Consider the following 12961-nt stretch of genomic DNA (forward strand, 5'->3'; position numbering starts at 1 on the left):
TGTATAGCACTCACTACTAGTTACTATATATATACACCTTGTAAAAGTTTTCTTTCGTTTCAATTGAGTAACTATTGAAACTCGTAAATCTAACGACCGGACGCGCATGAATTTTTGTAACCCTCATTTCTGGCAAAGCGAGACAACACTCTGAAAAACCGGTCAAAGTAGAGGAAAATCAAAAACTGCTGGACCAAGTTCGGCACCAACGAACGACAAGGTGAACGCGCATGAAGGCGCGCCACCTAAGAGTGTAATTTATAACTTTCGATTATTCGCACCAATGCTGAAAACTTGATATCGGTAAAAAAAACATGGTGTGTTATGAATCTATATTCGATTTTCTTTGAGCGTCGCGCATCAGAAAAAGCCGTCTCGAAAAACACCGATCTTTCGAAACACATAAATCTGAGCCATGATATTCTGTCTGGAAGTGTTCAGAAACTCATTCCTGTCAGCAATCGTAGGAATAGCATTTGCCATTTACTGGGCGAAGATTTCGATGGGTATAAGGTACTGATTGTGGCTCCGGAGTCCTCTGCCTTGCGTGATCATGATTTCTGGTTGCAGCAGTGCACAAAAAGACTTGAGATCGTCAGTTCCTTCGAACTGGTGCAAACGAGAGCGGTTCAAGGTGGGTCTGAATGGATTTGGGTGTTAGATGCAGCCGTATTTACCGATATGGAAGAAGCGGTTGATGCTCTGTTAGAAATACGCACCAGATTTCCAAAACCCACAATAGTGCTTTGCTCAACTGAATTTGGCGTTCACGATCTTACTTGCGCGCGCGCACGGGTCGTTGACGCCAGTATCCGGCTGCCAGTATCACGCCCGGAATTGGCTTTGGCTCTGAGCGCATCGGTGAGCAACCACGAGTACATCGTAAATCGTAGATTGATCTGAATTGTGAAATGACTCACCTGATCGAAATATCCCAGCACAATTAGCATTCTGGGACCAACCAAACCGTCTCTTTTCCTTGGGGTATCGTTCATGAAAAAGCTGATCTCGTCCTGTTCGCTTGCGACAGCTATTCTTTTGACCTTGATGACTCCAGGGTTTTCACATGATCGAACGGTTTTGTCGCTAGATCATGTCGTGTATCTTTCTGAGCGCATTGATCGCCATGACAAAGACCTCGTTCGTTCCATTCAGCGCAGCCTCCGCGCGCATGGTCTTTATCACGGCGCCATTGATGGTCTGGCCGGTCCAAAGACTGTTCGCGGTCTCAACAATGCGAAAAAACTCTTGTCGCCTTGGATCGTTCCGGTCATTCGAATGGACTTAGACGGCATATGGAGGCCTGGCCAACAGCCATACAAGAGGGTTTATCGGATTCCATCTGGGTCTTATCCTCATATTGGCTATCCGATCCAGTCCCCATCCGCTCCATGGCAACTTCCGTATCCAGGGATTTCATACAATTAGGGGCAGCTAAATATTTTCGCATATTCCACCGTTCAGAGTCGATTTTGTGTTTAGAAGCCGGCAGGAATCGGATAGAAGAAGTTTGGGGTTCTTAGAGCGTGTCTCTGCTGGTCAGATGCAGGATCCCCATAAGGCTTGTCCTGTGATTCCGTGTCTTTGAGGCAGATATGGGGGTTCAAGATGGGCAAACCGCATCCTGTTGAGTTGCGTGACCGTGCGGTGCGGCTTGTCGAATAGGGCAGCACGCATACCTATGCGGCACGGCGGCTGTGCGTTTCGATCAAGTTCGTCAACGACATGATGCGTCTGAAGCGCGAGACCGGCTCGCTTGCGCCGAAACCTCAAGGCAATCCCGGGCTCGGCAAACTGACCGATGTAAAGGGCTGGGTGGAGCGCCGGATCGCGGCAAGGCCCGATCTGACGATTGACGAACTGACCGTGGAACTGGCGGCGGAGCACGGAGTAAAGGTGCATCGCTCGTCGGTCGGTCGACTGTTGCTCAGGCTCGGGCTGTCACACAAAAAAAGATCTGCAAGCGCTTGAACAGAAGCGCCAGGACGTGGCCGACCTGCGCCGCATCTGGATAAGCAAGCGCCAACCCTTCATGGCCAGGCATCTGGAAAGACTGGCATTTATTGACGAAACATCGCTCAAGACCAACATGGCCAAGACCACCGGCTGGGCTCCGCGCGGACAGCGCTTGCTCGATCACGCGCCGTTCGGGCACTGGCGCACCCAAACCTTCATCGGTGCCCTGCGTCACGACCGCCTCGATGCCCCGTGGGTGATCGATGGAGCAATGAACGGCGAGATGTTCGACCTCTATGTCGAGACCCAGCTGCTGCCGACCCTGCGTCCCGGCGACGTGATCATCCTCGACAACTTGCCGAGCCACAAGACCCCCGGCGCGGCCAAAGCCATGCGCGACATCGGTGCGTGGTTCCTCTGCCTGCCGCCTTACAGCCCCGACCTCAACCCGATCGAATGGCCTTCTCAAAGCTCAAGGCGCTGATCCGAAAGGCCGCAGCCCGAACCTATAATGACCTTTGGCAAGCCGCCGGTCGTCCTTGTCGTCCCTCATTCATAACGAGAGTCCTTGGGGTTGATAGTCTTCGTTTTGGGCTTGGGCAAGCGCGCCGAGCGCGGAGCCGTCAGATTGCTCAAGCGCTCGGCGCGCTTCAGCGGGTGTTTTGTTGCCCAGCGAGGAATGCGGCCTGACGTGGTTGTAATCATAGCGCCACAGGCCCGGTTTTCGCCGTGCATCGTCTAGGCTGTCGAATATCTCCTCGTTCAGGCATTCGTAGTGCAGGCTGCCGTTGAATGACTCGATGTAGCCCTTCTGCTGCGGCTTGCCCGGATCGATGCAATGCCATGCGACACCGTTCTCGTTGGCCCATTTCGCTTCGCGGACCTTCGGTTCAGGATCGCCTTGCTGGTGAATTCGGTCCCGTTGTCGCTGACGACACAGGCGGGTTTGCCATAGATTGTGACCAGCGCATCCAGTTCCCGCGCCACCCTGGCCCCAGAGATGCTCGTGTCGACAACCAGGCCTAGGTTTTCGCGCCAGCAATCGTCGTTTACCGCCAGAATGCGGAATTTGCGGCAGGCCCCGAACGTGTCGGACAAGAAGTCCAAGGACCAACGCTGGTTTGGCCGCAGCGGCACTGGCATTGGTGTCCGACTGCCGCGCGTCCGCTTATGGCCACGTCTGCGTCGCACCGACAGCCCTTCTTCGCGGTAAATCCGGTAGTAGAGCTTCTTTTCGTTCATCACCATGCCCTTGCGCTCCAGCATGATACCAATGCTCCGATACCCAAACCGACGCCGCTTCTCGGCGATCTTGTTCATTTCCACACGGATTTCCGGGTTATCGGGCGGCCTCTCGCGCCGCACCGTCTTCGGATCAACACCGATCAGGACGCAGGCCCGGCGCTGAGAGATCGGATGATCCTTCATCGCCTGCAGCACTGCCTCCCGCCGTTGCATCGGCGTCGTCAGGCCTTTCCCAGCAAACGCTTCAACTTCGCATTCTCGTCCTCGAGCTGCTTCAGCCGCTTGGCGTCCGACAACTCCATCCCGCCATACTTGGCCTTCAGCTTGTAAAACGAGGCCGGGCTGAGACCGTGCTTGCGGCAAACCTCCGCAGTGGCCATGTCAGCTTCTTGCTCTTTGATCATTCCGATGATCTGCGCTTCGGTGAAACGGCTTTTCCTCATGTCGTCTGCTCCTTCAAAGGTTGGGCAGACTCTACATCAGATTGAGGGAACTTCCGGGGTGCAGGTCAGCGGGCATCCGTCAAGAACGCTTATGAGACGGGCACATCGGAAATGCATCGAACCAGCATCATGTTGGCGGCCAGGCGCTGACCACGGACCGAAGCATGTACCCAAAGGACCTCATTACAGGGCGGTGCGAAGATCAGGTGCCGACGCCGAAAATTCCGCTCTCCTGCTTCGGCGGGATCAGTCCCTTTGTGCAAAATGACTTGACTGGGACAGACCCGTTACCGAAGTCTGGAGCTTAGGTCCAAGGTTTTGAAAATTCGAGTCTCAGGACGGTTTCGCTTTTTCCAGATATGCCTTCATAGCAGGGTGGTAGTCGTCCAATTCTTTTGCGACCACGTCAAACTGCCGCAATCGCGCGTCGTAAGCAGTCACGATTGCGGGCCAAATGACTGGCAAGCCAATCGTTGCCTCAAACGATTTGATCCATGCAAGTGTCACGGCAAACCCGCAATCACCAAGCCATAGGGTGCCGGTGTCCAACGGGTTGGCAGACAACAACAGTGCAAGTGACGACAGATGCTTCGAAATTAGAGCACCGCCGCTGTTCACTGCGTCCGCGTCACGAGTCGCATAAGCGACCTGCGGGTAAATCGCGCGGACTGCTGGTTCAAGGCGCGTGTCATGAAACCGGCTGAATTCGCGTGCCTTGGCGCGCAGCTTGACGGACTGGGGCAGCATCGGCACCTGCGGAAACGCATCGTCCAGATATTCGGCAATAGCTTCGGAATCTGCTAGCATGAACCCGTCATGGACCATGGCTGGAAGGTTGCCAGACGGCACGATCGCTCGATACGCCTCTGATCCATAGCCGCCCGGCGGGAGGAGCTGCTGGAACGGTATCTGCTTGTGACGCAGCATTATGCGCAGCTTCGCGCAATATACAGCAATGGGAACTGAATAGATCGTCAGCATGCCGACCCTCATACCAGAAAATGAAAGGACCAACCGCTTGGGGTTGGACCTTTGATGAAATTTGTAAAACTCAGGCTACTCGGCCAACAACTGCCATTTGACACCAAGTTCATCAAAGAAACCCTGTTCCTGCTTGAGCGTGATCCAAGTGTTGACATAATTGATCCAGACCTGATCGGCCTGTGGCAGGAGCATCGCAATGGGCGTCGGCGAGCGGCCGGCCGCGACTGGGACGATCATCAGTTGGTCATATTGCGCGACCAGTTTATTGGCCTCTACATTTGATGTGATGCTTGCATCTGCACGGCCCGACAGCACTTCCTGAAAATCACGCGCAGGCGCTTCGACAATGCGGTGTGTAGCATCTGGAAAGTACTGCTTGACTTGAGTTTCCTGCGTTGTGCCCAGAGTGGCGGCGACGGATACCCCTTCGAGGTTCAAGTCGTCCCAATCAGAAAACCGATCAGCATTTGTTTTCAAGGTCAACGGCACGGTCGCCAAGGCAAAATAACTGTTAGAATAGCCCGCTGCCTTCGCACGTGCTGGCGACACCGATGCAGACCCCGTGATGTGATATTGTCCCGCCGTTACGCCAGCGACTATCGTTTTCCAGTCAGTGGGCACGAATTCAACTTCGACCCCAAGGTCGACGGCAAGAGCGGTCATCACGTCGATATCGTACCCTTGGTAGCTGTTTGTGGCTACGTTGCGCATAGACATCGGGTTCCAGTCGCCAGTGGTTCCGACTTTCAACACACCGCCTGACAGGATCTCATTCAACGCAGATTGCGCCGAGGCTGGAACGGCACCGGCAGCAAGCACAATCGCAACAGCGATCAGTTTGACGAATTTCATGGCTTTCCCTTATATTGATTTTGTTAGAAATAGCACGCAAGCATGATTTGGAAATGCAAACAGCTTGAAAATTGTTTTTTCGCGCAACCTTCTTTGATGTGCGTGGTTGCTTGGACAAGGACAGAAATGCCCATCATCTCACTGCGGAACGTTTCAAAGAACTTTGGCGACTTTCAAGCGCTGCAGGAAGTGTCTCTCGACGTGGCCTTGGGCGAACGCGTTGTCGTGTGTGGGCCGTCTGGATCGGGCAAATCGACATTGATCCGATGCATCAATCGGCTTGAAGCCCATGACAGCGGCGAGATCGTCATTGACGGAATAACGCTGAGCGACAAACCAGCCAAGCTAGACCGAATCCGTTGCACCGTCGGGATGGTGTTCCAGCAGTTCAACCTGTTTCCGCATCTGAGTGTCATGGAAAACCTGTGTCTTGGGCCACGCCGCGTTCTGGGGTTATCTGCGCAAGACGCGCGGGCGCGGGCGATGAAACATCTCGAAAGGGTGCGCATTCCCGATCAGGCCGATAAACTGCCGCGCCAACTTTCGGGAGGCCAACAGCAGCGGGTTGCGATTGCGCGATCCCTTTGCATGGAGCCGCGCATCCTGTTGTTCGATGAACCGACTTCGGCGCTTGACCCAGAAATGATCTCAGAAGTTCTGGACGTTATGACAGAACTTGCTGACACCGGGATGACGATGATCGTCGTAACCCATGAAATGGGGTTTGCCCGCCGTGTTGCCGACAGGATGGTGTTCATGGACAATGGCGAAATCGTAGAGGTAGGTGCGCCAAAAGACGTGTTCACAGCGCCGAAATCTGAACGGTTCGGCACATTCCTCAAGAAAATCCTGAGCCATTGAAAGCCGATCCCGTGAAACGCTCTTTAGTCCTCGCCCTGCTGGTTTTGCTTTTGTCCGGATGCTCTGGTAATTGGGGGTGGTATGTGGTGAACCCCACGACGCCTTCCGGTTGGACCAACCTGAAGTTCATGGCAAGCGGAGCATACTATACCCTTGGCATGTCGATCACCGCGATTTTGATGTCGGTTGTTGTGGGACTTCTCGTGGCAATTCCGGGTCTGTCCCAAAGACGCAGCTGGCGTTTGTTCAACCGGACGTATGTGGAAATCGTCCGCTCTGTACCGGTCTTGGTGCTGATCTTATGGGTCTATTATGGCTTGCCGGCCCTGTCGGGGATAACCCTGACTGTGTTCTGGGCTGGTGTGCTTGCCTTGGCGCTTAGTGACAGCGCTTTTCAGGCAGAGATTTTCCGTGCCGGAATCCAATCGATCAACAGAGGTCAGTATGAAGCAGCGCAATCCATATCGCTGAACTATCGCGATACGATGAGATATGTGATTTTGCCACAGGCGATCCGCCGCATCCTGCCAGCATTGGGCAATCAGCTTGTCTACATGCTGAAAATGTCGTCTTTGGTGTCCGTTATCGGAATGCAGGAACTGACTCGCAAAGCCAATGAACTGGTTGTATCAGAATACCGCCCACTCGAAATATACACTATTCTGGTTCTGGAATATCTGGTCTTGATCTTAATCGTATCTGCCGGTGTGCGCTGGCTTGAGCGCCGCCTAAATGCACGGGATACCTGATACGAACCGATGACCTTACTTCGGGGGGATTACCGGGCATCGTCCAGCACATACAGTTTTGTTTATGAATAAGATAGGCCTTGTTGCACAAATCGTTTTCGGGCCTGTCTTCCCCTTACCCCGGACGAGTTTATCCCACTGCCCGGTGCGGGGTATGCCAAGAGCTGTGAAGCCGTTTAGAATCGCGGCGCAGATATGGAGTTCCGCAACCTTACGATCGAAGCAACGTGCTGAGAGGCGCTGCCCGAGTAGTTTCACACAATGCATCTTTGTTTCGACGCGGCTCCAGCGGCGGTTTACTGTCAGGTTTCGCCACAGCGCCCGGCCCAAGTACTTTGAGGCTCGCACCGCTTCGTTACGCGCACGCGTTCCTCCCGTGTTTGGCTTCTACAAGCCGACGCTCGTTACTTAGAGTGAGGCAGCCCAAAGACGAAACCACGGTCATGCGGTATCCAACCCGCGTATGAGAGCTTGCTCAACCGTCGTCTCAGTTCCGTCTCCAACCTTGCGCATCCTCATCAAGCTGCGTCCGGTCTCGCCGGTGAAATTACTATGCAACAAGGGCTTGACAGCGATCATGAGAACAGGCCGCTGAAATAGTCTCCAAGCCGGAACGCAGTCCTTTCATGAGGGCTGTGTCGTGCGATCGCGCGGCCGGTCGGCGCGTTCGGCATGACCGTCCGCCTGGGTCAGGTCGCCCTGCACGACAAACCCGTGCCGGTTTTCCATCAGCGCATGTCCGATGAAGCAAAGCATCGCCCCGGTGCCGGGTGATTTCTTGTAGAGCCGCGCACAAGGTCAGTCGTGGACGCATGGGTGGCATTCGAGCGCTTCTCGCCCTTGAAGTCGACCTCGGCATTACGGTGGGGTTTGGTGTTGCGGGGCATCGGGTCGGGCTCGGCTGTGGTCTCGGAAGGCGCAGGCTCAAGCGTGGCATTTGGGGCGGGTGGATCGCCCGGCCCGCGCATCTTCAGCCCCGCCGTTATCGTGCCGAGGGTGAATCATGTTCGCAAACCGCTGTCGAGGCAGCACCATTTCAGCGGCCTGTTAGAATTTTGGTCGCGTCCAAGACCTTGCTAAATTCAAATCAACATTCTCTCACGCGCCACGATGCAGGCATGTGCTCTGTTGCGAGATCCGAGCTTTTGACAGACCGCCCGCATTATCATTTTTACCTGAGCCTCGCTGATTCCGATGTCGCGCCCAATCTCCTTGTTGATAAAGCCATCCGCAGCCAAGCGCAGCACCAACAGCTCGCGATCCGACAATGGGTCGGTTGACGCGTTAGCAGAATTTGCCACATCACCCTGCGTCGGCAAATGGGGTATGAATGTTTGGCCGGCTGCTATGAGCTTTAGTGCAACATCCAAAGCCCTTAGTGGCATAGACTTGGGGATATACCCTTTGACGCCTAACTTCACAGCATCGTCCAGAAACTGTTTATCTATCTGCCCTGTGAATATCACGACACTGCAGGTCGCCGCACGCCGCAGAACACTCGCTATACTGGAAAGACCTGACATCCCTGGCATACGAAGATCAAGCAAAACGACATCAAAGGACAATGCCGACAGCTTTTGAAGCACGCCAGCGAAAGAAGCCGTCACGGTGACGGAGAAGTCTGGGTCTTTCGAAAGCGCCTCAGCAACAGCTTGGGCGAGCAGTTCGTGGTCGTCTGCGATGAGAATGTTCATCTAAACTCCGAATCGAGCAATGTCAAAAGCGCCTACAGAAGGCGATGAGCAGATAGCACCGTTGTACGTAGCGTCAAGTAAACGGTACGAAAGTCAAAAACCATCGACGGCAATCGAAAGATATCTCAAAAATTCTTAAGTTTAACTTGAAAAACTTCCGGGTTGCCAACATTGTATGTGGTGGAAAATCAAGTGTGAGAAACTTTCATGACAAATTTAGCCACCCGTCGCAATTTTATTTTGTATGTGAAATATGCCACATTATTCACAGCGGTCGCCAAGCCCCGCTTCGCACTTGCTTTAGACGAGGAGCCGCTTCTGCGCGTCACGTCAATCTCTGATAAAATATCATCAGTTTTCACGGACAGCATGCTTCTCGATTTGCCACAGGTGAGCTTCACTACAGAGACAATATGGACAGATACGCCGCAGGAATTCTCTGGGCCCACGCTGCGTTCGGTTTTAAAGACTGCTGGTTTGGCCTTCCCGGCCCGAGACCTAAAATTGTCCGCTTTGAACGATTACAGTGTAACGTGCCCTGCTGACCTGATAGGTGAAAATGCTCCCATCATTGCAAATCGTCGGAATGGAAATCCATTTGATATACGGAAGAAGGGACCACTTTGGTTGGTTTTCCCATATGAAAGCTCTGTGCTTTATCGCACCGAAACTATATATTCACTCAGCATCTGGCATCTCTCAGAAATCAGTGTGTTATGAAGAATAAGAACCCCAAAACTACCTATCTTGATATTCCAACTCGTGAGAAAACATCTCGAGTTCTGGCACTGGTTCTGATAATTTTCTTGGTTGTTCTAGGCTATGCGTCTGTTATTTTACAGCGAGGCATCATTGAACTGAGAGAAGCGCAAAGCGACAACAGGGTCTGGAACATCAGTCAGCTTGAAGTTGATTTTCAACGATTCTTGATAAACCTCCAAGATATAAGACTCGAGTTAGAAAGAAATGGTAGAGTCTCTCAAGAGAGTCATGCGAGTCTAACTACTGATTTCGATATATTTTATAGTCGGATTAATCCCTTTATTTCAACAGTCGCGCTCTTTGACGATGGCAAGGCTCAGACGCCACACATCGACCAAATTAGAGAGATACGAGACACAATGGCATACGAATTCGACCGCCTTCCCAGAAGCGGTCTTGAACCGGTGATGCTTGATGAGATTAGCAATCTATTAGCTGAGTATGTGAAACCTATCCGAGAGATAACGGTTGCCTCACTACAATTCGTGAACCGTCAATCCGAAATTAACCGCATCATCATCTTGCAAAAGTTCTGGATGTTCAATATATCTGCGATCATTCTGATTGGAATAACGATTGGACTACTGGGGTTGTCAATATACCTTGACCGCCAACAATCCCACACGATCACGCAATTCAAGAAAATGGCTAAGCTTGTGCAGGTCGCTTTCGAAAACTCTGTGACAGCTATCTTTGTCTGTGATCGAAACGGACATATCCTTGCCTCAAACTCGGCGGCAACCAAGATATTTGGGCTACAGATAAACCAACTCCTTGGCCATACATTAGAGAGCACAATTGTGCCCAGAAGTTTGAGAAATGATTATGAAAGGCTTATTCGCTTTTTCAAATTACAAAATAGCTCAAGCGATTGGACTTCAGAGAGATTGCGGGTCGAGGGTGAACGCCAGAATAAGGTTCCATTCCCGGCCGAACTGGTCATTCGGAAGGTTGTGATCTCGGAGGTCGAGAGTGTCTTGATTCTGTTTGTACGAGATATTTCAGAAGACGTTGCATCCGAACAACGGTTGGAAACGGCGCTGGAAAACGCGCGTAAGCACTCGACTGCCCAAGGGCGGTTTCTGGCAACTATGAGCCATGAATTGCGGACACCGCTGCATGGGGTACTTGCCGCAATTGACCTGCTTACGCTGCAGGATCTGCCAGAGGAAGCGCATGGCCTTGTGGAAAAGGCGGGCGTTAGTGGGCGACACGCCCTGCAACAGATTGATTTCGCGTTGAACGCAATTCGCGGCGATGCCCTTACAGAGGAACCTGTCCTCTTTGATCCATTGGTTGTTGTGAGGAATGTCGTAGACGAGGCCCGTCTCGTTTCAGCCGAGGCTAAGACACGGTTCGACTACGATTTCGTCGGAAAGATACCAGCACAGCGTTGTTTGGGGCGCCCGCGAGCCTATCACAGAGCATTGGTCAACCTTGTCGGAAATGCTGCAAAATTCGCGAGAGGCGGTAAGGTCACTATTCGACTGACCTGCCTGAACGGTGATTCTGAAGATGAGATCAAGTTGACGACAGAGGTAATTGACGACGGTCCAGGCATTCCCTCCAATCGCCTGTCACAATTGTTCGAGCCATATAGGAAATGGTACAGCGACTCTGACATTAAAGACGGGCAGGCCGGCTTCGGGCTTGGGCTGTGGATTGCAAAGGAAGCCGTTTCGATGATTGGCGGGACGCTGATCGTGCAAAGTGAAGTTGGTCAAGGTAGTCACTTTTCTTTCACACACGCGCTTCGGCTGGCAGAGGAAAAACAGGCGCAGGTCCCCGCCCAGAACCCGAGCATCGGTCGCAGCTTTGGCAAGTTTCAGGGTCGGGCACTCGTTGTCGATGATTCTCGTATCAACACAGAACTTATGGGGCGCATGGTCAAGGAACTGGGCTACGACGTGTTGTGCGCGTATTCCGGCGAGGAAGCGGTCGCTTTGGCCATGATGACAGAATTCGACCTTATCTTGATCGATTTTTTTATGCCCGGCATGAATGGCTCCGAAGCCGTGAAGTATATTCGTCGCGATGGAGCGTCGATGAACGCGACAATCCTTGGGATAACGGCGCGAATCGACTTGAACTCTCTAAATAGTCGACACGCTTTCGGGATGGTTGATGTGTTGCACAAGCCCTTTGGGCTGTCCGAATTGCGCTCTACCTTAGACAAAATTGCAGCACATAATACCCTAGAGATTAAAGATCTGACGCTCCGGCATAAGAAGAGTGTTGTGACCGAAATCATTACGCGAAACGTGCGCGACCTAGGGGCGCCACTCGTGCAAGACACCCTCAATCAGGCATTGATCGCGGTCGATCAAGCGGAAAATGGCGATCCGTTGGCATCAGAGACTGCCCACAGAGCCGGAGGCTCAGCCCTGATGCTTGGTCTTGACTCGCTTGGGGACGAATTGTTGAAAATCGAGCGGTTACTGGAAACTGACGAGACTGGCGCAGCATTGGTGAAAAGCGTCGCGCGTATTCGCCAAGATATTCTCGATGCGGAAGCCGAGATGCGGAAGCCGAATTGTGCCAATACCGGTATTTGTCGAATAAGTTGTCCGCCTGTCGCGTAGCCCTTAGCCCCCATGATGGCAGCATGAGCTGACTGGCTTGGTGGTCTCTCCCGCGGCATTCTGCATTCGAGGTTGCGCCGGATGGGCCGGCGCCGAGCCTCACGAATTGGGGAGAGACCATATGCAGGGTAGCACATTCATCGGGTTGGATGTCCACAAGGCGACGATATCGATTGCGGTTGCGCAGGGGGAACGTCGCAGCGAGGTTCGCCACTGAGTCAAGGTTCCACACCGGCCTGATCATGTTCGAAAGTTGGCGGAGAAACGGGCCGCAGACGGATGCCCGCTGACCTGCCCCCCGGAAGTTCCCTCAATCTGATGTAGAGTCTGCCCAACCTTTGAGGGAGCAGACGACATGAGGAAAAGCCGTTTCACCGAAGCGCAGATCATCGGAATGATCAAAGAGCAAGAAGCTGGCATGGCCACTGCGGAGGTCTGCCGCAAGCACGGTCTCAGCCCGGCCTCGTTTTACAAGCTGAAGGCCAAGTATGGCGGGATGGAGTTGTCGGACGCCAAGCGGCTGAAGCAGCTCGAGGACGAGAATGCGAAGTTGAAGCGTTTGCTGGCGGATGACGGCAACAACACCAACATCTTTTCACGCCCGCCACACGCCCATGAGTTTGTTTTGTGGTCAGTGTTGTTGATTGTCACTGAGAACTGACCCGGCATTGTCACCGAGAACTGACCCACCCAGTTGTTATGTTCTGCGTGTCATGTTGGGGTCAATGGTGGTGTTTCCTTCCGTTTCTTTTTCGCTGTTTCGGAGCTGGCCTTGAAGCGGTAACTGTCGTTGCCGGTCTCCAGAATGTGGCAGCGGTGGGTGAGGCGATCGA

The 12961-nt window shown here is 53.0% G+C and carries 12 protein-coding genes and 4 pseudogenes; 9 read left to right on the forward strand and 7 right to left on the reverse strand.

Annotation, left to right across the window (positions count from 1 at the left end):
- Nucleotides 1-324: 324 nt before the first annotated feature.
- From M3N55_RS15135 to M3N55_RS15145, 4 genes are all read left to right on the forward strand, one after another.
- Nucleotides 325-903 carry a hypothetical protein gene (locus M3N55_RS15135; RefSeq protein WP_249060665.1) on the forward strand — a complete coding sequence of 193 codons (579 nt, stop codon included), beginning with the start codon at nucleotides 325-327 and terminating at the stop codon, nucleotides 901-903.
- A gap of 90 nt (nucleotides 904-993) precedes the next feature.
- Nucleotides 994-1428, forward strand: a complete 435-nt coding sequence (locus M3N55_RS15140) for a peptidoglycan-binding domain-containing protein (protein WP_249060668.1) — start codon at nucleotides 994-996, stop codon at nucleotides 1426-1428.
- A 297-nt stretch (nucleotides 1429-1725) separates the two neighbouring features.
- Nucleotides 1726-1971: a hypothetical protein gene (locus M3N55_RS16870; protein WP_428982676.1), complete on the forward strand. Its 246-nt coding sequence runs from the start codon at nucleotides 1726-1728 to the stop codon at nucleotides 1969-1971.
- Nucleotides 1972-1987: 16 nt separating this feature from the next.
- Nucleotides 1988-2440, forward strand: a complete 453-nt coding sequence (locus M3N55_RS15145) for a transposase (protein WP_428982677.1) — start codon at nucleotides 1988-1990, stop codon at nucleotides 2438-2440.
- Between the two features lie 69 nt (nucleotides 2441-2509).
- Here the strand turns inward: M3N55_RS15145 and M3N55_RS15150 are convergent.
- From M3N55_RS15150 to M3N55_RS15160, 3 genes and pseudogenes are all read right to left on the reverse strand, one after another.
- A pseudogene (locus tag M3N55_RS15150) lies at nucleotides 2510-3644 on the reverse strand (IS3 family transposase).
- A 333-nt stretch (nucleotides 3645-3977) separates the two neighbouring features.
- Entirely contained in the window at nucleotides 3978-4637 is a 660-nt protein-coding gene (locus M3N55_RS15155) for a glutathione S-transferase family protein (protein WP_346429280.1), read from the reverse strand.
- Between the two features lie 63 nt (nucleotides 4638-4700).
- Complete coding sequence (locus tag M3N55_RS15160) at nucleotides 4701-5480, reverse strand: transporter substrate-binding domain-containing protein (RefSeq protein ID WP_249060673.1); 780 nt, start codon at nucleotides 5478-5480, stop codon at nucleotides 4701-4703.
- Nucleotides 5481-5606: 126 nt separating this feature from the next.
- Between M3N55_RS15160 and M3N55_RS15165 the strand changes: the two genes are divergently transcribed.
- The gene (locus M3N55_RS15165) at nucleotides 5607-6341 is read left to right on the forward strand and encodes an amino acid ABC transporter ATP-binding protein (protein WP_283163994.1); all 735 of its coding nucleotides are present in this window, start codon (nucleotides 5607-5609) and stop codon (nucleotides 6339-6341) included.
- A gap of 11 nt (nucleotides 6342-6352) precedes the next feature.
- On the forward strand, nucleotides 6353-7090 hold the full coding sequence (locus M3N55_RS15170) for an amino acid ABC transporter permease (RefSeq protein WP_249060674.1): 738 nt from the start codon (nucleotides 6353-6355) through the stop codon (nucleotides 7088-7090).
- A 15-nt stretch (nucleotides 7091-7105) separates the two neighbouring features.
- Here the strand turns inward: M3N55_RS15170 and M3N55_RS15175 are convergent.
- From M3N55_RS15175 to M3N55_RS15185, 3 genes and pseudogenes are all read right to left on the reverse strand, one after another.
- Nucleotides 7106-7477 (reverse strand): annotated as a pseudogene (locus M3N55_RS15175) (hypothetical protein); the annotation flags it as partial.
- 276 nt (nucleotides 7478-7753) lie between these two features.
- Nucleotides 7754-7953 (reverse strand): annotated as a pseudogene (locus tag M3N55_RS15180) (IS5/IS1182 family transposase); the annotation flags it as partial.
- Nucleotides 7954-8172: 219 nt separating this feature from the next.
- Nucleotides 8173-8784, reverse strand: coding sequence for a response regulator transcription factor (locus M3N55_RS15185; protein ID WP_249060677.1), 612 nt, complete (start codon nucleotides 8782-8784; stop codon nucleotides 8173-8175).
- Nucleotides 8785-8991: 207 nt separating this feature from the next.
- Between M3N55_RS15185 and M3N55_RS15190 the strand changes: the two genes are divergently transcribed.
- The 3 genes and pseudogenes from M3N55_RS15190 to M3N55_RS15200 all read left to right on the forward strand — a co-directional run.
- Entirely contained in the window at nucleotides 8992-9504 is a 513-nt protein-coding gene (locus M3N55_RS15190; protein ID WP_249060679.1) for a putative pterin-binding protein, read from the forward strand.
- Entirely contained in the window at nucleotides 9501-12128 is a 2628-nt protein-coding gene (locus M3N55_RS15195) for an ATP-binding protein (RefSeq protein WP_249060681.1), read from the forward strand. Before M3N55_RS15190 ends, M3N55_RS15195 begins: the two co-directional genes overlap by 4 nt.
- 355 nt (nucleotides 12129-12483) lie before the next feature.
- Nucleotides 12484-12699: pseudogene (locus tag M3N55_RS15200) on the forward strand (transposase); the annotation flags it as partial.
- 140 nt (nucleotides 12700-12839) lie between these two features.
- On the opposite strand, the gene M3N55_RS15205 reads toward M3N55_RS15200, so the two are convergent.
- Nucleotides 12840-12961, reverse strand: a 122-nt coding sequence (locus tag M3N55_RS15205) for an ATP-binding protein (RefSeq protein WP_249060327.1), incomplete at its 5' end; no start/stop codon positions are given.

The organism is Roseinatronobacter domitianus, from assembly GCF_023336755.1.
GTDB classification, from domain to species: domain Bacteria; phylum Pseudomonadota; class Alphaproteobacteria; order Rhodobacterales; family Rhodobacteraceae; genus Roseinatronobacter; species Roseinatronobacter domitianus.